15 protein-coding genes are annotated in these 18,405 nt (G+C 74.7%); 4 read left to right on the forward strand and 11 right to left on the reverse strand.

All coding sequences use genetic code 11. From position 1 onward, the window contains the following. The 4 genes from FHX75_RS08215 to FHX75_RS08230 form a co-directional block, all read right to left on the reverse strand. Positions 1-1,038 carry a LacI family DNA-binding transcriptional regulator gene (locus FHX75_RS08215; RefSeq protein WP_154937754.1) on the reverse strand — a complete coding sequence of 346 codons (1,038 nt, stop codon included), beginning with the start codon at positions 1,036-1,038 and terminating at the stop codon, positions 1-3. 139 nt (positions 1,039-1,177) lie between these two features. Next, on the reverse strand, positions 1,178-2,038 hold the full coding sequence (locus tag FHX75_RS08220; RefSeq protein ID WP_211364364.1) for an SAM-dependent methyltransferase: 861 nt from the start codon (positions 2,036-2,038) through the stop codon (positions 1,178-1,180). 97 nt (positions 2,039-2,135) lie between these two features. Continuing rightward, positions 2,136-3,023, reverse strand: a complete 888-nt coding sequence (locus tag FHX75_RS08225) for a helix-turn-helix domain-containing protein (protein ID WP_211364436.1) — start codon at positions 3,021-3,023, stop codon at positions 2,136-2,138. 128 nt (positions 3,024-3,151) lie between these two features. Then, on the reverse strand, positions 3,152-3,394 hold the full coding sequence (locus FHX75_RS08230; RefSeq protein ID WP_088962472.1) for a DUF397 domain-containing protein: 243 nt from the start codon (positions 3,392-3,394) through the stop codon (positions 3,152-3,154). Between the two features lie 271 nt (positions 3,395-3,665). On the opposite strand from FHX75_RS08230, the gene FHX75_RS08235 reads away from it, so the two are divergent. After that, positions 3,666-4,316, forward strand: a complete 651-nt coding sequence (locus FHX75_RS08235; RefSeq protein WP_154937758.1) for a GGDEF domain-containing protein — start codon at positions 3,666-3,668, stop codon at positions 4,314-4,316. A gap of 28 nt (positions 4,317-4,344) precedes the next feature. Here the strand turns inward: FHX75_RS08235 and FHX75_RS08240 are convergent, their stop codons facing one another. The 3 genes from FHX75_RS08240 to FHX75_RS08250 form a co-directional block, all read right to left on the reverse strand. Further along, complete coding sequence (locus FHX75_RS08240; protein WP_154937760.1) at positions 4,345-4,818, reverse strand: SRPBCC family protein; 474 nt, start codon at positions 4,816-4,818, stop codon at positions 4,345-4,347. Then, on the reverse strand, positions 4,802-5,149 hold the full coding sequence (locus FHX75_RS08245) for an ArsR/SmtB family transcription factor (protein ID WP_246157785.1): 348 nt from the start codon (positions 5,147-5,149) through the stop codon (positions 4,802-4,804). Before FHX75_RS08245 ends, FHX75_RS08240 begins: the two co-directional genes overlap by 17 nt. 102 nt (positions 5,150-5,251) lie before the next feature. Further along, the gene (locus tag FHX75_RS08250) at positions 5,252-5,746 is read right to left on the reverse strand and encodes a type II toxin-antitoxin system PemK/MazF family toxin (RefSeq protein ID WP_154937763.1); all 495 of its coding nucleotides are present in this window, start codon (positions 5,744-5,746) and stop codon (positions 5,252-5,254) included. A gap of 95 nt (positions 5,747-5,841) precedes the next feature. Between FHX75_RS08250 and FHX75_RS08255 the strand changes: the two genes are divergently transcribed. The 3 genes from FHX75_RS08255 (at position 5,842) to FHX75_RS08265 (ending at position 8,531) form a co-directional block, all read left to right on the forward strand. Continuing rightward, positions 5,842-6,444, forward strand: coding sequence for a DUF4291 domain-containing protein (locus FHX75_RS08255; RefSeq protein ID WP_154937765.1), 603 nt, complete (start codon positions 5,842-5,844; stop codon positions 6,442-6,444). 294 nt (positions 6,445-6,738) lie between these two features. Next, positions 6,739-7,254: an NUDIX hydrolase gene (locus tag FHX75_RS08260; RefSeq protein ID WP_211364365.1), complete on the forward strand. Its 516-nt coding sequence runs from the start codon at positions 6,739-6,741 to the stop codon at positions 7,252-7,254. 41 nt (positions 7,255-7,295) lie between these two features. Further along, positions 7,296-8,531, forward strand: a complete 1,236-nt coding sequence (locus FHX75_RS08265; RefSeq protein WP_154937767.1) for a hypothetical protein — start codon at positions 7,296-7,298, stop codon at positions 8,529-8,531. A gap of 61 nt (positions 8,532-8,592) precedes the next feature. On the opposite strand, the gene FHX75_RS08270 is transcribed toward FHX75_RS08265, so the two are convergent. Genes FHX75_RS08270 through FHX75_RS08285 form a run of 4 tightly spaced genes read right to left on the reverse strand, consistent with a single transcriptional unit; the run spans position 8,593 to position 18,402 of the window. Further along, complete coding sequence (locus tag FHX75_RS08270; RefSeq protein WP_154937769.1) at positions 8,593-14,145, reverse strand: non-ribosomal peptide synthetase/MFS transporter; 5,553 nt, start codon at positions 14,143-14,145, stop codon at positions 8,593-8,595. Next, positions 14,142-17,264 (reverse strand): non-ribosomal peptide synthetase, encoded by a 3,123-nt coding sequence (locus FHX75_RS08275; RefSeq protein ID WP_154937771.1) that lies wholly within the window; start codon positions 17,262-17,264, stop codon positions 14,142-14,144. The genes FHX75_RS08270 and FHX75_RS08275 overlap by 4 nt, the downstream gene beginning before the upstream one ends. Then, positions 17,261-17,449: an MbtH family protein gene (locus FHX75_RS08280; protein ID WP_154937773.1), complete on the reverse strand. Its 189-nt coding sequence runs from the start codon at positions 17,447-17,449 to the stop codon at positions 17,261-17,263. The genes FHX75_RS08275 and FHX75_RS08280 overlap by 4 nt, the downstream gene beginning before the upstream one ends. Beyond that, a complete protein-coding gene (locus FHX75_RS08285; protein ID WP_154937775.1) occupies positions 17,449-18,402 on the reverse strand; it encodes a TauD/TfdA family dioxygenase in 954 nt (317 codons plus the stop codon). Before FHX75_RS08285 ends, FHX75_RS08280 begins: the two co-directional genes overlap by 1 nt. Positions 18,403-18,405 lie beyond the last annotated feature (3 nt).

Raw genomic sequence — 18,405 nt, forward strand, 5'->3', positions numbered from 1 at the left:
TCAACTCCTCGGTACGGGACGGGTGGAGGTGCGGACGACCAGCTCGGTCGGGAGCAGGATCTGCCCGGCGGCGTCGTCGGCCGGTGGGTCGAGCAGCAGTTCGGCGGCGATCCGGCCCTTTTCCTCGGCCGGTTGCCGGACGGTGGTGAGGCCGGCCGCGGCCGCTTCGGCGACGTCGTCGAAGCCGGTGACCGAGACCGTGGCGGCCCGCTCCCCGAGGGCGTCCAGGGCGCCGAGCGCGAGCACGTCGGAGGCGGCCAGCACGGCCGTCGGCGGATCGTCGCCGGCGAAGAGGCCGGCCACCGCCCCGGCCCCGGCGGCGCGGCTGTTGCCGGTGGCGTTGAGCAGCGTGATGTCGGGCCAGTCGACGCCGACCGCGGCCAGGGCGTCGGCGAAACCGGCCAGGCGACCCCGGGTGGTCGGGTGCCGTGCGGCGTCGGCACCGGCGAGCCGCAGCGGCCCCGGTGGCGCCTCGGGCAGCACGGTGTCGGCGAGCAGCGCCACCCGGCGGTGCCCCAGGCCGACGAGGTGGTCGGCGACGGACCGGGCTGCGGCCCGCTCGTCGATGCCGACGTACCGGTCGGCGGGGGGCGCGGTGGTGACGAAGGGCAGCCCGCGACCGCGGATCACGTCCAGGGCCCAGTCCTCGTCGGCGGCGCAGTAGACGCAGAACCCGTCGACCGCCGCGTTCTCCACGGCCGCCCTGGCCTGCGTCGCCCCGGTGGGCAGCGGCACGAGCAGCAGGCTGGTGCCGTGCCGTTCGGCCGCGGCGGCGACACCGGCCAGGAACCGGACGGCGAACGGGTCGGTGAAGGCGTACGACAGCTGCGAGGTGAACAGGACGCCGATCGCGCCGGCGAAGCCTCGCCGCAGCGAGCGCGCCGTCGGGTTCGGGCCCGGGTAGCCGAGCTGCCGTGCGGTGTCGAGGATCCGGGTGCGCAGCGCCGCCGAGAGCTGGTCGGGGCGGCAGTACGCGTTGGAGACGGTGCTGCGTGACACACCGACCGCCGTGGCCACGTCCTGGAGTGTCGGTCGCACCCGGGGCCCCCTTCTGGATCGATTCAGTCTGGATCGATTCAGAGACTAGCCGGACCGGCTCCGGACGGTCAAGGAGAAACGGACACCCAACGACGAACGGCGCCGGCCGCAGCCGACGCCGTTGCTCAGGAAACCGGGCTCAGGGCTTGCGGGCGACCCCGCCGTACATGCTGACCTCCGCCACCGAGGGGCGCGGCTGCGGCTCGGCCTCGGCCCGCCACTCGGCCACCGAGCAGAGGCCGGGCTCGACCAGCTCCAGCCCCTCGAAGAAGCCGGTGAACTCGTCGAGGGTGCGCAGGTTGATCAGCCCGTGCGGGCCGCCGCCCCGGGCCGCCGCCCTGGCCTCCGCGGCGACCGCCGGGGGGAGGTATTCGTGGGTGGCGTGCGACGCGGCGAGGTAGCTGCCGGGCGGCAGCGCCTCCAGCAGGCGGCGCACCACCGCGTACGGGTCGTCGGCGTCCGGGACGAAGTGCAGGATCGCCACCAGCATCAACCCCACCGGCTGGGACAGGTCGATGGTGCGCAGCAGGTCCGGGTGGCGCAGGATCTTCTCCGGGTCGCGCAGGTCGGCGTCGATGTAGGCGGTGGCGCCCTCGGGCGAGCTGGTCAGCAGCGCCCGGGCGTGGGCCAGCACGATCGGGTCGTTGTCGACGTAGACCACCCGGGACTCCGGCGCGACCCGCTGGGCGACCTCGTGGGTGTTGTCGGCGGTCGGGATGCCGGTGCCGATGTCGAGGAACTGCCGGATCCCGGCCTCGCGGGTGAGGTGGCGCACCGCCCGCTGGAGGAAGCGTCGGTTCTCCAGGGCGCTGGTGCGGATGGTCGGGAAGCGGGCCGAGATGGCGTCACCGGACTCCCGGTCGGCCTGGAAGTTGTCCTTGCCGCCGAGCCAGTAGTTGTAGCGCCGGGCGGGGTGCGCCACCGAGGTGTCGATCCGGTCGCTCGGGTGGGCGGAGCCGGTGGTGGTGCCCGGGGCCTCGGTGGTCACAGTCGCCTCCATGACTCTGTGCCATCGCGCGCGATGGCGTCCGTCCACTGTCGCCGGTCGCGGACCATGCTAGAGGCAGCCCCGGACGCCGCGTCGCCCCGGGCGACGGTCACGCCGGGTAGAGCTCGTCGCGGAGCCGGCCCAGGATCTCCGGCGTCCGCTCGGGCGGCGTCGCCTCGACGCAGAGCCGCTCCATGGCCACCGCGTAGTAGTCGAGGTCGTCACGCTTGTCGAGGTAGATGGCGCTGGTGAGCTGCTCGATGTAGACGATGTCGGGCAGGTCGTCGTCGCCGAACCGCAGGATGGTGAACGCCCCGCCGGCGGCGGCGTGCCCGCCCGCGGCGAACGGGATGACCTGCAGCCGCACGTGCGGCGACCGGGTGGCCTCGATCAGGGCGTCCAGTTGGCCGCGCATCACCGCCGGCCCGCCGATCGGGCGGCGCAGGGCGGCCTCGTCGACCACCGCCCACACCTGTGGCGGGGCGGCGCGGCGCAGCAGCTCCTGTCGGCGCAGCCGCAGCTCCACCCGCCGGTCGACCTCCTCGGCCGGGGCCTGCCGGTGGCCGAGCAGGACGACGGCGCGGGCGTACGCGGCGGTCTGCAACAGGCCGGGGACGAACTGCACCTCGTAGGTGCGGATCAGCGAGGCGGCGGCCTCCAGACCGAGGTACGCCTGGAACCAGCTGGGCAGCACGTCGCCGTACCGATGCCACCAGCCCGGGCTGTTGGCGTCACGGGCGAGCTTGAGCAGCGCCTCCCGCTCGTCGGCGGCGCTGACCCCGTAGAGGGTGAGCAGGTCGGCGACGTCGCGTTCCTTGAAGCCGACCCGGCCCAGCTCCATCCGGCTGATCTTGGATTCGGAGGCCCGGATCTCCCACCCGGCGCCCTCGCGGGTGACGCCGCTGGCCTCGCGCAGGCGGCGTAGCTGGGCACCGAGCAGCATGCGCAGCACGGTGGGCCCGGTCGCCGGACCCCCCTCCGCGGTCGCCATCGCCACGTCGCCCTCCACCTGCTCGCCGTGCGCCGGCCGGGCGCCCCACCCCCGACCGACGTGTAAGCATGCCATGGACGGTGGGTGATCCGAACTCCTCCGCGCGGCCGAGATGGTCCCGCCGGCGGGACCGACTATCGATCGATCAGGTTGTCGAAGTCCCCGTCCCGGGCGCCGAGGACGAACGCCGCGATCTCGTCCACTGTGTAGATCAGCGCGGGACCCTCGGGATGGCGGGAGTTGCGGACCGCGATGCCCGTCCTGCCGGGGAGTTCGGCCAGCTCGACGCAGTTGCCGCTGGGGTTGCTCCGCCGACTCTTCTGCCACCGCAGCTCGGGGAGCTGGGTGACGGGTACGCCGTTCTCGGGCTGCTGCATGAGGGGTCTTTCTGTGCGGTGATGGGCCGTCCGGTGTCGCAAGTGGAGGGTGTCGCGGCGGGGAGGACGGCGACGCCGGATCATGCCGTGCTGCACGTGCATCTGCTATTGCATCTGCATTGGACAGCGAGCATGATAACCCACGTGTGCGGTACCCGACCGTTCACTTACGGTTACCCCCAACCCGGGCAGCCTCCTGGGAGAACGACGGCTGGGCACCGCACGCCGGCCGGCGCCCCGGGCCGTCCGCCGACGCCGCGAGGGAGGTCTCGTGCCGGATCCGCTGAGCGTCGCGTCCGGCATCTCCGCGGCGGGTGCGCTCGTCTCGGTGTGGCAACTGCGCCGCCGGGCGCTGCGGGCGGAGGCGGAGATCGAATACCTGCAGGCCGAGCTGGCCGCCGAGCGGCACGCCGCCAGCCACGACCCGCTGACCGGTCTGCCCAACCGGCGCGCCTTCTACCAAATCGCCGCCGCCCTGCTCACCGACGCCGGCGGGCGGCCGCTGATCGCCGTGGTGCTCGACCTCAACGACTTCAAGCAGGTCAACGACCGCTACGGGCACGCCGCCGGGGACCAGGTGTTGGTCAGCGTGGCGCAGCGGCTCACCGCCTTCGCCGGGGACAACCTGGTCGCCCGGCTCGGCGGTGACGAGTTCGCCGGCCTGCTGAGCAGCCCGTCGGTCGACCGGCGCTGGATCGACCACGCCACCCGCCGACTCTGCGAGGCGATGGCCGCGCCGATCCCGGTGGGCGGGCGCAGCGTACGGGTCACCGCCTCGGTCGGCCTGGCGCCGGTCAGCGGCCCGACCCAGCTCGCCGAGGCGCTCTGCGCCGCCGACGCCGCGATGTACCGGGCGAAGGGCGTGACGGCCCGCCGGTCCCCCCGACAGCTCCTGGACGCCCCGCGCCTGGCCGAGTGCTGAGCACCCGGCCGGGCGTCGTCGGGGCCGCTCAGACCAGCGTTACGAGGTACTCCTCCAGCGCCCGGTACGACTGCCGCGCGCCCTCCTCCATGCCCGAGCCCACCATCGCGTCCCGCTCGGCGGCGGTGTCGAATCGGGTGGTGCCGGTGACCATCGTGCGGCCGTCCTGCTCGGTGAAGACGAGCGTCTCCACGGCCACGTGCCCGGGCGCGCCCTCGAACTCGAAGGTCTGCACGATCCGCTCGGGCGCCGCGATCTCGAGGAACTCGCCGCGGAAGGCGTAGGCGTTGCCGTCCGGGGCGTGCTCGACGAACCGGTACCGGCCGCCCACCCGGAAGTCGATCTCGACGTCGAGCGGGTTGCCCCGACCCCACCACCGGGCCAGGTGCGCGGGGTCGGTGTGCGCCGCCCAGACCATGTCGCGGGGCGCGTCGAGGACCCGGGTGAGCACCACCTCGCGGTCGGTGGGCAGCGCGACGGTCAGGTCACCGGTCGGGTTCATGGTCGTTCTCCTTCAGCTCTCGCAGGTAACCGTCCAACGTGTCGTACCGGTCGTCCCAGAGCCGGCGGTACTGGTCGACCCACTCGGCGAGGAGCCGCAACGCCGCCGGCTCGATCCGGCACCGCCGCCACTGCGCCTCGCGGGTGCGCACGATCAGCCCCGCCGCCTCCAGCACGTTCAGGTGCTTGGAGATCGCCTGCATCGAGATCGGGAACGGCGCGGCCACCTCGTTGACCGTCGCCTCGCCGGCGGCCAGGCGGGCCAGGATGGCCCGGCGGGTCGGATCCGCGAGGGCGGCGAAGACGGCGCCGACCTGATCTGGTGAGGTCACTGTAATCAACCACCTGGGTTATAAACCGATAAGTTGAATGTACTCGTCGGGGGTGCCCTGTCAAGGACGAACACGCAAAATCGGCTCGGCCGAGCGCCCTCCTCAGCGCCAGCCGTAGCCGGCGCGCAGGGCCCGGCCGATCCGGTCGAAGCGACCCCGGTCCAGCACCGCGCCCTCGCGCCGGATGCTGTCCTCGCGCATGGTCAGCACCCGGTCCAGGCGGACCCAGCTCGGGCGCTGGTCACGGTCCCACTCCCCCGGGCCGAGCGCCAGCCAGTGCCGCTGACCGTCGCGCTCGCCCTGGCTGGAGAGCATCAACCCGAACAGCGTGCGGCTGTGCCGGCCGACCACCAGCACCGGGCGGTCCTTGCCCTGCCGGGGGTCGTCCTCGTACGGCACCCAGGTCCAGACGATCTCACCGGGGTCGGCCCGGCCGTCCAGCTCCGGGGCGTACGTCAGCTCCCGGCGCTGCAGAGCGCCGACCTGGCGGCGACGGGCCACCTGGGCCGGAATCCGGCCGGCGGTTCCGGCCGGCGCGGCCGCACCTCCGGTCACCCGATTGAGCCGGGTGACGACGTTCCTCAACAGACCTGCCACGGGCGGCAGCCTAACCCCACCGCCGCCCGGGCGCCCGGCCCGCCGGCGGGGTAATCCGCTCGACCGGTGGCGGGCCGGGTGGCGAGGATCGGAGCGTGCAGGTTCCCCAGCGGCAGATCCGGGCCCGCTTCACCGACACGACGCTGACCGTCTACCAGGCGTACCCGCCGGAGATCGCGGCGGCGGCGCTGGCCGCCGGCCGGTTCTGCCCGCCGTTCCGGCGCGGCCGGATGACCTGGATCAAGCCCTCGTTCCGGTGGATGATGTACCGCTGCGGCTGGGCCACCAAGCCGGGCCAGGAACGGGTGCTGGCGGTCGAGCTGACCCGCGCCGGCTTCGAGTGGGCGCTCGGCCGGGCCTGCCCCAGCTCTCCCGACCCGGACCGGCACGCCGACCGGGTCGCCTGGGCGCGCGAGCTGAAGAGCAGCGACGTGCGGGTGCAGTGGGATCCGGAGCGGTCGCTGCGGCTGGCCCCGCTGTCGCACCGGTCGCTCCAGCTCGGGCTCGCCCGCGCCACCGCCGACCGGTACGTCGACGAGTGGGTGGTCGGGCTGACCGACGTCACCGCGACGGCACGGGAGATCCGGGCGCTGCTCGACGCCGGCGACGACCGGGCCGCGGCGGCGCTGCTGCCCGACGAGCGCCCCTATCCCCTGCCGGCCGGACTCGCCGCCACGATCGGCGCGACGCCGAGCTGAGCAGCCGGGTCGGGCGGTGACCGTCCACGGCGCGACCGCCAGCACCGCGGCCCTCCGCCGGTCCGGCTCGACGCAGGTCACCGGCGCGCCCGGCCGGGCCAGCAGCCCGGTGGCCAGGCCGGTGCCCGCGCCTGCCTCGACCAGCCGGGGCGGCACCCGCCCGTGGTAGGCGAGGATGGCCTCGGCGAGCGCGGGCCGGTAACCCAACCGCGCGTCGTCGTCGCCCGCCACCTCGCCGAAGACCTCCGCCACGACCGCCGTCCTGTCACGGGTCGAACCGCCCGAAGGAGAGACATGATCGAACTGCCGGGAGACCTGCCGGTCATCGAACGCACCGCCGTCCGGCTGGTGGTGCGCGACGCGCAGGACCGGGTCCTGCTCTTCCACACCCGCGACCCGGACCATCCCCGCCTCGGCACCTGGTGGGAGCTGCCCGGCGGCGGGATGGATCCCGGCGAGACGTACGCCGAGACCGCGGTGCGCGAACTGCGGGAGGAGACCGGCTTCGTGGTCACCGCCGCCCGGCTCGGCCCGCCGGCCTGGCGGCGGCGGGCCAGCTTCATCCACCGGCAGCGCCGCCACCTGCAGGACGAGGTGGTGATGACGGTACGGCTCGACGCCGCCGGACCGGACGTCGACGGCGCCGAGCGGCTGGACTACGAGGTGGAGGACTACTTCGGGTTCCGCTGGTGGACGGTCGACGAGGTGGTCGGCAGCGCGGAACGCTTCTACCCGGGGCGGCTGCCCGCGCTGCTCCCCCGGTTCCTCGCCGGCGAGGAGATCGACGAGCCGTTCGAGCTGTGGTCCTGAGCGGGGGTGCCGACCGGGCCGGGGATGGGCACAGTAGGGGCATGACGACGACCCTGCACACCCCGCTGGCCCGCTACGCCGCCCGGCTGCACGCCGGCGCCGGCGACCGGCACCACGTCGCCTCACCGCTCGGCGCCTGGCTGCTGCTGGCGCTGGCCGCGCCGGCCGCGACCGGCGCCGACCGGGACGAGCTGGAGGACGTCCTGGGCGTGAGCGCCCCCGCCGCAGCGGAGCTGGCCGGGGCCCTGGTGGACCGGCCACACCCGCTGGTGCCGTCCGCCACCGCCGTCTGGCAGCAGGCCGGCCACGACACCGCGCGGCTGGCCGAGTGGCGGGCCACCCTGCCGCGCACCACCGCGACCGGGCCACTGCCCGACCAGCCGGGGCTGGACGCCTGGGCACGCGAGCACACCCTGGGGCTGATCGACCGGTTCCCGCTGACCCGGTCGCCGGACGTGCTGCTGGCGCTGGCCAGCGCCCTGGCCACCCGGATCTCCTGGGCCGACCCGTTCGACCTCGCCCCGGCCGGGCAACTCGGCCGGGCCAGCGCCTGGGCGGGGCGGCTCGACCGGGTGCTGCGCACTCCCGCGCGCGGCCACCGGGCCTGGATCGCCGCGACCGGACCGGCCGGCGACGTCGCCGTGCACGCCGCGCCCGCCGTCGAGCGCGACGGGGCGGGCCTGCTGGTGGTCTCGGTCGCCGCCGACCCCTCGACCCCCGCGGCCGACGTGCTCGCCGCCGCGTACGAGGTGGCCGCCACGGCGGTCGACGAGGCGGCGCCGGCCGGCCGCCGCTCGCTGTTCGCGCTGCCGCTTGGCGACGGTCCGGCGTGGACGGTACGGGAGAAGCGGGTGCACACCCGCGCCCCGGACGGTCGGGAGGAGCGGCACACGGCGGTGCTGCCCTGCTGGTCGGCGCGGGACGAGCACGACCTGACCGCCCCGGCGCTGGGCTTCCCCGCGGTGGTCCGCACGCTGGGTGGGCTGCTCGGCGAGCCCGCCCCACGGCTGGAGGCGCGGCAGGCGGCGATGGCCCGCTACGGCCGGTACGGCTTCGAGGCGGCCGCCGTGACCGCCGCCTTCGCCCTGGCCAGCCTCGCCCCGGAGGGCGTCGCCCGCACCGCGGAGCTGCGCTTCGGCCACCCGTACGCGGTCGTCGCGGTGGCCACCGACCGCGATGGCGGGCCGTGGCACGGGGTGCCGGTCTTCTCCGCCTGGGTGGCCGAGCCGGAGGAGCCGGCGGCGACGGACCTGGCGGACCCGCCCGAGGAGTTCTGATCCGGCCGGGACGGGCACGCCCCGGCGTGGAGCCCTCCTCGGGGGAGGGCCCCACGCCGGGTCACGCCGCGACCGGCTCCCGTTCCTGCGCCGCCGCCCGCTCCGCGAGCCGCCGCTGCCGCTCCTGCGCGCCGATCAGGTCGTCGGGCAGCGAGTCCGGCACCTCGACGTCGAAGCGGCGCAGCATCCGGATCGCGAACCCGCCCAGCGTGATCAGGACCAGGACCAGCCCGAAGCAGACGTACGCGAAACCGATCCCCCGGCCCGGCCCCGTGCCGATCACCGCGCCCACCGATTCGGCCAGCGACCCGCCCGGGGCGAGCATCGGCTCGAAGAGGCTGGTCGCCGCCGGGGCGAGCAGCGCGAAACCGATCGGCAGCGTCGACCAGGAGATGGTCTGGTTGAGGCTGAACACCCGGCCGTGGAAGCGCTGCGGCACCTTGACCTGCACGATGGTCGCGTAGATCGACTGTGCGGTGGTCATCGCCATGGCCAGCCAGAAGATGCCGACGCAGACCATCGTCACCGAGGCGTCCAGGCCGACCAGCACGCAGCCGACGGCGGTGCCGAGGTTGCCGATCAGCACGCCGACCATCCGCCGGCGCCGGGGCCCGCCCCACAGCGACATCAGCACGCCGCCGGCCACCGCCCCGCAGGCCTCGGCCAGGGCGACCTGCGCCACCTGGGTGGCGGTGCCGAACGAGAGCACCAGGGGCGTGGCGAGCACCAGCGCCGGGGCCAGGAAGATGTTGCCCAGGGCGAAGTAGCCGAGCATCAGCCGGAAGCCGCGGTGCTGCCAGGAGTAGCGCAGCCCGTTGGCGATCGCCACCAGCAGCCGCTCCCGGGGCCGCCAGCCGAGCAGGTCGGGGAAGCGCACCACGGCCAGGGTCAGCACCGCCACCAGGTAGCTCGCCACGTCGATGAGCAGGATGCCCTTGAGTTCGATGGCGGCGAGCAGGCCGGCGGCGAAGACGGGCATCAGCAGCATCGCGAAGCCGCTGGAGAGCTGGGTGATGCCCATCGCGTGCCCGAGGTAGCGCTTCGGCACCAGCTGCGGCACCGCCGACTGGAACGCGATCCGCTGGAACGAGCCCGCGACCTGGCTCAACGCGACCAGGGCGTAGATGTGCCAGAGGACCAGGTTGTCGGTCCAGAGCAGCGCGGCGAGCACCAGCTGGATCGACCCGGCGGTGCAGCTGGCGACCATCATGACCCGGCGGCGGCTGACCCGGTCGGTGACCGCGCCGGCCACCGGCAGCATCAGCACGCCGCAGATCAGCGCCAGCGCCCAGAGCAGACCCAGGTCGGCCACCGAGCCGGTGCGGGTGAACAGCCAGATCGGCAGCGCGAACGCGGTCAGCGCGGAGCCGGTGGTGGAGACCAGCTGCCCGGCGGTGACCGCGACGAACCGGGCCATGCTGGGCTTCACCACGCTCTGCTCGGCCCGGCTCGACCGGCCCGCGCGCTGGTGGGCGGCGACCGCCCAGCCGGCGTCGGCACCCCGCGCCTGCGGGGTGAGGGCGGCGACGTCCCCGGCGGCCACCGCCGGATGGACCCGGGTGACGATCTCCGCCAGCTCCTCGGCGCGGTACTTGAGGAAGAAGTGCCCGGCCTGGTCGAGCACCACCAGGCCGAGGGTGTCGCTGAGGAACTGCCACTCGGCGTACCGCTCGGCGTGGTAGTCGGTCACCGGGTCCTCCGAGCCGACCACCGAGATGATCGGCGCGCGCAGCTTCGTCGCACCCCGGTCGAGCAGCCCGGTGAAGTACTCCTCCGAGGCCCGCGAGTCGGCCCGCATGTTGCTGATGATCCGGTCGGCCTGCTCCGGGTCCAGCTCGTCGGTGTCCACCCCCATCGACTTGAGCCAGCTGGCGTAGTGCCGGTTGCTGCGCAGCTGTTCCAGCCGGTTGCGCAGGGCGGCGAAGGCGCCCCGGGGGCGGGCGAACGGGAACATCGCGCCGATGTAGACCGCTTCCAGGTCCCGGCCGGCGGCCTCCACCTTGCGGGCCACCTCGGCGACGATCGCGCTGCCCACCCCGCAGTGGCCGTAGAGGGCGATCGGGCCCTCGACGCGTTCCAGGATCTCCTCGGCGACCCGGCTGGTCAGCTCCTCGAACGGCAGGCCGTCCTCGGTGAGCCCGACGTCGTGGCCGGGGATGGCCAGCGACCACAGGGCATGGCCGGCGGGCAGCGCGTCCGCGAGGGGCTGGTAGACGATGGCGCTGCCGCCGCCGTACGGGACGCAGACGTAGCTGAGCACCCGCTGCGCCGGCGGGATCGGCCTGGTCAGCTCGTAGAGCAGCCGGCGCGGCCCGTCCGCGCCGTCCCCGCCGCCGGACATGAACGCGGCCAGCTCGCGGATCGTCCGCTGCTGGAACAGGTCCATCACCCCGACGGCCCGCCCCCCGTGCGCCGCCTTGCGGATCTTCGCCACCACCTGGGTGGCGAGCATGGAATGCCCGCCCAGGTCGAAGAAGTCGTCGTCGATGCCGAGCGTGGCCACGCCCAGCACCTCCGACCAGATGCCGGCGAGCAGCCGCTCGGTGTCGTCGCGCGGCTCCACCAGGGCGACCGACGCCTCGCGGGTGAGCACCGGCGCGGGCAGCGCCCGGCGGTCCAACTTGCCGTTGGGGGTCAGCGGCAGGGCGTCCAGGGTGACGAACGCGGCCGGCACCATGTACTCGGGCAGGGTCTCCTTCAGCGCCGCCTTCAGCGCGGCGTGCTCGGCGGCGCCGACCAGGTAGGCGGTGAGCCGCTTGTCGCCGGGGGTGTCCTCGCGGACGATCACCGCCGCCTCGATCACCGCCGGCTGCTCGCGCAGCGCGCTCTCGATCTCGCCCAGCTCGATCCGCAGGCCGCGCAGCTTCACCTGGTGGTCGATCCGGCCCAGGAACTCGATCACCCCGCCGGCGGGGGCGGTCACCCAGCGGGCCAGGTCGCCGGTGCGGTAGAGCCGGGCGCCGGGCTCACCGGAGAACGGGTCCGGCACGAACCGCTCGGCGGTGAGCGCGGGCCGGCGGTGGTAGCCGCGGGCCAGCCCCACCCCGCCGATGTGCAGCTCGCCGGCCACCCCGACCGGGCAGGGGTTGCCGCGCGCGTCGAGCACGTGCAGCCGCAGGTTGGCGATCGGGGCGCCGATCGGGACGGTGGTCAGGCCGGGCAGCAGCGCCGGGTCGCAGTGCCAGGCGCTGACGTCGATGGCCGCCTCGGTCGGGCCGTACAGGTTGTGCAGCTCGCACCCGGGCAGCCGGAGGGTGAAGTCGACCGCCGTGGCCGGCGGCAGTTCCTCGCCCGAGCAGATCACCCGGCGCAGCGCCGTCGCCGCCTCGACGCCCTCCTCGGCGAGGAAGACGGTGAGCATCGACGGGACGAAGTGGGCGGTGCTGACCCGCTCGGCGACCAGCAGGTCGCGCAGGTAGCCGGCGTCCTTGTGCCCGCCGGGCTTCGCCAGCACCAGCCGGGCCCCCTCGCGCAGCGGCCAGAAGAACTCCCAGACCGAGACGTCGAAGCTGGCCGGGGTCTTCTGCAGCACCGCGTCGTCGGTGCCGAGCCGGTAGGTCCGCTGCATCCAGTCCAACCGGTTGACGATGCCCCGGTGGGTGTTCGGCACGCCCTTGGGCCGACCGGTCGAGCCGGAGGTGTAGATGACGTACGCCAGGTGCTCCGGACCCGCCGCCGGTGTCGGGTCGCCGGCGGGCTGGTCGGCCCAGGTCCCGGCGTCGTCCAGGGCCAGCACGGTGGCGCCGGTGGTCGGCAGCACGTCGCGCAGGTGCTCCTGCACCAGCACCACCGGCGCGGCGGCGTCGTCGACCATGAAGGCCAGCCGGTCCGCCGGGTACTCCGGGTCCAGCGGCAGGTACGCGCCGCCGGCCTTGAGCACCCCGAGCAGGCCGGTGACCAGCTCCACCGACCGCTCCGCGCAGACGCCGACCAGGGTCTCCGGGCCGACGCCGGCGGCGCGCAGCCGGTGCGCGACCCGGTTGGCCGCGGCGTTCAGCTCGGCGTACGTGGTCGACCTGCCCTCGATGGTGACCGCGACGGCGTCCGGGGTGCGGGCGGCGCGTTCCTCGATCGGCCCGTGCAGCGTCTGGGTGGCCGGGAAGTCGGCGGCGGTGTCGTTCCAGCTCGCCAGCAGCGCCCGCTCGGCGGGCGGAAGCAGGTCCAGGGCGGCGACCGGGGTGTCCGGGGCGGCGACGATCGCGGCCAGCAGGGTGGTCCACCGCCGCGCCATCCGCTCGACGGTGTCGCGGGTGAACAGGTCGGTGTTGAAGACCAGCTTGCCCCAGATGCCGTCGGGCACCTCCACGGCGTGCAGCTCGAAGTCGAACCGGGTGGCCCGCAGCTCCATCGGGGTCCAGCGGAAGCTCACCTCGTCGGCGTCGGAGACGCCGGAGAAGCGGCCCATCTCGTAGTTCTGCAGGACGAACATGGCCTGGAACACCGGCGACCGGCTGACGTCGCGGGGCAGCCCCAGCTCGTGCACCACCTTCGCGAACGGCACCTCGGCGTGCTCGAAGCCGTCCAGCACGGCCCGTCGGGTGCGCTCCAACAGCTCGGTGAAGGTCGGGTCGCCGGCCAGCTCGGCGCGCATCGGCAGCATGTTGATGAACATGCCGACGACGTCCTCCAGCTCGGGGGCGGACCGGCCGGCGACCGAGGCGCCGACGGCGAAGTCGTCCTGCCCGGCGTGCCGGGCCAGCAGCACCTGGTACGCCGCGAGCAGGGTCATGAACAGGGTCCCGCCCGACGCGCGGGTGAGCGCGGCCAGCCCGTCGGTGACCGCCCGGTCGACCTGGAACTCGACGAAGTCGCCCCGGTAGGTCTGGGTGGCCGGGCGGGGCCGGTCCAGCGGCAGTTCCAGCGGGGTGATCCCGGCCAGCCGCCCCTTCCACCAGTCCAGGTGCCCGCGGGCCTGCGGCCCGTCCAGCTCCCGGGCCTCCCAGTGGGCGAAGTCGCCGTACTGCACCGGCAGTGCGGGCGGCTCGCCGCCCCGGTAGAGGGTGATCAGGTCCCGCAGCAGCACGTCCACCGACCAGCCGTCGCCGACGATGTGATGCTGGCCGAGGAAGAGCACGTGGTCGTCGGCGACGTTCATCCGGTCCGGAGTGCCGTCTTGCGGCGCGGAGGCCGGATCATCGTCGTCAGCGAGCCGGATCAGCAGGGCGCGCAGCAGCGGCCCGGCCGCCAGGTCGAACGGCTCGGCCGCGGCGGCGTCCACCAGCGCCTGCGCGGCCAGCTCGTCGGGGGCGTCCACGACGGTCAGCGGCACCTCGACGGAGTCGGCGACGACAACCGTCGGGCGGCCGTCGGCGTCGGCCGGGAAGCGGGTACGCAGCGACTCGTGCCGGGCGGTCAGCCCGGCCAGGGCGGCGCGCAGCGCCGTGACGTCCAGCGGGCCGCGCACCCGCAGCGGCACCGCGATGTGGTACGCCGCCTCGCCCGGAGCGAGCTGGTCCATGAACCAGACCCGCTCCTGGGCGTACGACAGCGGCACCTCGGTGCCCTCCGGGCGGGGCGTGATCCGGGCGGTGGGCGAGGCCTGCCGGCGGCGCAACCGTTGGGCGATCAGCGCCGCCCGGGCGGCCTCCCGGGCGGGATCCTTCAGGTCCGTCATGCGGGGGTGTCCTTCTCCGCCGCCAGCAACGCGGCGACCTCGGTCTCGGAGAGCTCGTCCAGCTCGGCGGCGATCCGCTGCTCGATCTGGGCGGCCAGGTCGGCGACCACGGGGCTGCTGAACAGCGCCCGCATCGGCAGGTCGACGTCCACCTCGGCGCGGATCCGGGCCATCGCCCGCATGCCGCGCAGCGAGTTGCCGCCGAGGACGAAGAAGTCGTCCAGCGCGCCGACCTTCTCCACCTGGAGGATCTCGGCGTACACCTCGGCCACCAGGGTCTCGGCGTCGGTGCGCGGCGGGACGTAGCCGTCGTCGGGCGCCACGGTGGCCGGCGGCGCGGGCAGCGCGGCCCGGTCCAGCTTGCCGTTCGGGGTCAGCGGCAGCGCGTCGAGCCGGACGAACGCGGCCGGCACCAGGTGGGCCGGCAGCTCGCGGGCCAGCTCGGCGGCGAGGGCGGCCTCGTCGGCGGCGCCGACCAGGTAGCCGACCAGGGCCGGCTCCCCCGAGTCGGTGCGCACCGCCACCGCGGCCTCGCGGACCTGCGGGTGGGCCAGCATCGCCGACTCGATCTCGCCCAGCTCGATCCGCATGCCGCGCACCTTGACCTGGTCGTCGCGGCGGCCCAGGTAGTCCAGCGTGCCGTCGGTGCGCCAGCGGGCCAGGTCGCCGGTGCGGTACATCCGCCGGCCGGGCGGGCCGTACGGGCAGGGCAGGAAGCGCTCGGCGGTCAGGCCGGGCCGGCGCAGGTAGCCCCGGGCCACCTGGTCCCCGGCGACGTAGAGCTCGCCGACCACGCCTGGCGGCACCGGCTGGAGCGCGGCGTCGAGCAGGTAGACCCGCGCCCCGGCGGTGGGTCGACCGATCGGCACCGGCCCGGCGTCCAGCGGCCGGCCGGGCGCGACGCGGGCGGCGACGCAGCCGACGGTCGCCTCGGTCGGGCCGTACTCGTTGACGACCGCCACGTCCGGGTGCGCGGCCCGCCAGCCCGCCAGCTGCTCGCCGGTGAGCGCCTCGCCGCCGATCACCAGGTCGGTGGTCGGCGACAGCGCGGCGTCGAGCAGCGGCAGGTGGCTCGGGGTGACCTTGAGGAAGCTCGGCCGGCCGCCGACCCGGGCGTGCGGCGAGTCGATCCCGGCCAGCCGGACGGTGCCGCCGGCGGTGAGCGGGCCGAGCAGGCCGGTCACGGTGAGGTCGAACGAGACCGGCGAGGGCAGCAGGGCGGTGCCGGCCAGCCCCGGGTAGGCGTCCCGGGCCCAGGCCAGGTACGCGGCCACGGCCCGGTGCTCCACCACCACGCCCTTCGGACGGCCGGTGGAGCCGGAGGTGTAGAGCACGTACGCCGGGTGCTCGGGGCGCAGCGGCGCGGCCCGGTCGGCGTCGGTCAGGTCGCCGTCGGCCTGGTCGGCCCCGACCTCCCCGTCGAGCACCACCGCGCCGGCGGGTACCAGCGCGGCGGTCTCCGGCAGGGCCAGCACCAGCGTCGGCTCCGCGTCGGCGAGCAGGTACGCGATCCGGCCGGCCGGGTAGCCGGTGTCCACCGGTACGTACGCGGCGCCGGACTTGAGCACGGCGAGGACGGCGACCAGCAGCTCGGGCGAGCGGGGCAGGGCGAGCGCCACCCGGGCCTCCGGGGCGGCGCCCCGGGCCACCAGCACCCGGGCGAGCCGGTTGGCGGCGGCGTTCAGCTCGGCGTAGGTGAGCGTGACGCCCTCGCAGACCAGGGCGACCGCGTCCGGGGTGGCGGTGGCCTGCCGCTGCACCCGCTCGACGACCGACCGGAACGCCGGGGCGGCGTCCTCGCCGTTCCAGGCCCGCAGGACGAGGTCCCGCTCGGCGTCGTCGAGCAGGGGCAGGGCGGAGACCGGCTGCTCCGGGTCGGCGACGGCGGCGGTGAGCAGCCGCACGTAGCGCGTGACCACCGCCTCGGCGGTGCCCCGGTCGAACAGGTCGGTGCGGTAGACCAGGCGGCTCTCGCCGGTGGTGACGTCGAAGGCGAGGTCGTCCTTGGTGGTGCCCAGCTCCACCGGGTCCAGCCCGGAGTCGGGGATGAAGTTCAGCGCGGTCTGGAAGATCGGCTGCACGGACGGGTCGCGCTGCGGGGCGACCGCCTCGACGATGCGCTGGAACGGGGTCTGGCCGTGCTCCATCGCGTCCACCAGGCCGGCGCGGACCCGGCCGAGCAGCTCGGTGAAGCTGGGATCGCCGCCGACGTCGCAGCGCAGCGCCACCGGGTTGACGAACATGCCGATCAGCGAGGTCAGCTCGGCGGTGTCCCGGCCGGCGGTGGAGACGCCGACCACCACGTCGGTGTCGCCGGAGATCCGCGACAGCAGGGCGGCGAACCCGGCCAGCAGCACCATGTACGGGGTGGCCGCCGACCCGGCGGCGAGCCGGCCGACCCGGTCGAGCAGCCCGTCGGGCAGGGCGAAGCGCACCTCCTCGCCGGCGAAGCCGAGCTGGGCCGGGCGGGGGCGGTCCAGCGGCAGGCCGGTGACCGCCGGCGCCCCGGCGAGCTGGCCGGTCCAGAAGGCGAGCTGGCGGTCCAGCTCCGCGCCGGTGAGCTGGTCGCGCTGCCAGACCGCGAAGTCGGCGTACTGGATGGGCAGCTCGGGCACGGCGGCGGGCGCGCCGGTCAGCGCGGCCTCGCTGAACGCGGCCAGTTCGGCCACCAGCAGCACCGCCGAGTGGCTGTCGAAGACGGCGTGGTGGACCACGAACAGCAGCGTCCAGGCGTCGTCGAGGCGGACCAGCCGGGCCCGCCACAGCGGCGGGGCGTCCAGCGGGATCGGGGTACGGGCCAGCTCGGTACGCAGGGCGGCGTACCGGGCGGCCCGCTCGGCCTCGGGCAGGTCGCGCAGGTCGTCGGCGGGCAGCCGGACCGGCTCGTGCTCGCGCACCACCTGCACCAGGGCGCCGTCGTCCATCCGCAGGTGGGTGCGGAGCGCCTCGTGCCGGGCGACGACCCGGCCGACGACCTGGCCGGCGGTGTCGGCGTCGATGCCGGCCGGGAAGCGCCACGGGGTGGAGACGTTGTAGACCGGCGAGGCGGTGTCCAACTGGTTGGCCATCCACACCCGCTCCTGGGCGAAGGAGGCCGGGAAGGTCCACTCCCGCGTCATGACGGCACCTCCCGTACGGAGCGGGGACGCATGTCGGTCCAGACGGTGTCCACGTGGGACAGGCACTCCTCGCGGGTGCCGGCGAAGCCGGCGTCGTGCCACCCGGCGGGCAGCTCCCGGTCGGCCGGCCAGATCGAGTACTGCTCCTCGTCGTTGCGGACGACCAGGAATCGGGAGTCGGCCATCAGTGCTCTCCAGCGCTCTCGGGGGTGTGCGGTTCGGCCATCGCCACGGCGATCCGGCGGGCCCCGGTGAAGGGCTCCCGGCCGTGCGCGGCGGTCATGTTGTCGACCACCAGCACGTCGTCGCGCTGGTAGTCGAAGCGGACGCTGGCGGCCCGGTACGCGGCCCGCAGGTGGTCCATGACGTCGGCGGGGATCTCGCCGCCGTCGCCGTAGTAGGTGTTCGACGGCAGCCCGTCGGCGCCGAACATGTCCAGCAGCCCCTCCTGGTAGTCCTTGGGGAGAGTGCTCACGTGGAAGAAGGTGGCGTGGTTGAACCAGCGCGGGGTGTCCGAGCCGGGCCGGTGGTGCACCACGTCGCGTACCGCCCGGGTGCGCAGCCCGTCCCCGCCGACCCACTCCAGCCGGATCCGGTTCGCCGCCGCGTACGCCTCGACCTCGGCCCGGTCGTCGGTGCCGAACACGTCCTGCCAGCGGGTGCCGAAGTCGGCGTGGAAGTTGCGCACCAGCATCCAGCGCCGCCGGACGAACTCCTCACGGATCGCCGGGTCGATCTCGGCGTACACCCGGCGGACGTCGGCGAGCGGGGTGGCGCCGAGGGTGTCCGGCGGGCTGATGCAGTAGAAGAAGAGCGTCAACGGCCAGCGCGCCTGGTACGAGTTCTCGTTGTGCAGGAAGATCTCCTCGTCCGGCGGGTAGTCGGTCGAGGTGTAGACCCGGCCCTTGATGGCGTGCCGGGGTGAGGACCGCTCGGTGTAGGTCAGCGGCTCGCCGGAGAACGCGCGGACGACCCGGTCGAAGCCGTCCACCCCGCCGACGTCGAAGCCGCGGAACAGCAGCCCGCCGTGGGCGGCGAGGGTGGCGCGCAGCTCCGTCCGCCGCCGGTCGATGAGCTCGGTCAGTGGTGTGCCGTCGTTCTCGACGACCACCGGCAGCGTGGCGATCGTGTCGCTCATTGC

Origin of the sequence: Micromonospora palomenae, from assembly GCF_007829925.1 — a bacterium.
Taxonomy (GTDB): domain Bacteria; phylum Actinomycetota; class Actinomycetes; order Mycobacteriales; family Micromonosporaceae; genus Micromonospora; species Micromonospora purpureochromogenes.

Bases quoted from the DNA above. Each gene is read 5' to 3' on its own strand.
- FHX75_RS08220 (WP_211364364.1), bottom strand. From the start codon at position 2,038: ATGGAGGCGACTGTGACCACCGAGGCCCCGGGCACCACCACCGGCTCC.
- FHX75_RS08230 (WP_088962472.1), bottom strand. From the start codon at position 3,394: ATGCAGCAGCCCGAGAACGGCGTACCCGTCACCCAGCTCCCCGAGCTG.
- FHX75_RS08240 (WP_154937760.1), bottom strand. From the start codon at position 4,818: ATGAACCCGACCGGTGACCTGACCGTCGCGCTGCCCACCGACCGCGAG.
- FHX75_RS08260 (WP_211364365.1), top strand. From the start codon at position 6,739: ATGATCGAACTGCCGGGAGACCTGCCGGTCATCGAACGCACCGCCGTC.
- FHX75_RS08265 (WP_154937767.1), top strand. From the start codon at position 7,296: ATGACGACGACCCTGCACACCCCGCTGGCCCGCTACGCCGCCCGGCTG.
- FHX75_RS08270 (WP_154937769.1), bottom strand. From the start codon at position 14,145: ATGACGGACCTGAAGGATCCCGCCCGGGAGGCCGCCCGGGCGGCGCTG.
- FHX75_RS08275 (WP_154937771.1), bottom strand. From the start codon at position 17,264: ATGACGCGGGAGTGGACCTTCCCGGCCTCCTTCGCCCAGGAGCGGGTG.
- FHX75_RS08280 (WP_154937773.1), bottom strand. From the start codon at position 17,449: ATGGCCGACTCCCGATTCCTGGTCGTCCGCAACGACGAGGAGCAGTAC.
- FHX75_RS08285 (WP_154937775.1), bottom strand. From the start codon at position 18,402: ATGAGCGACACGATCGCCACGCTGCCGGTGGTCGTCGAGAACGACGGC.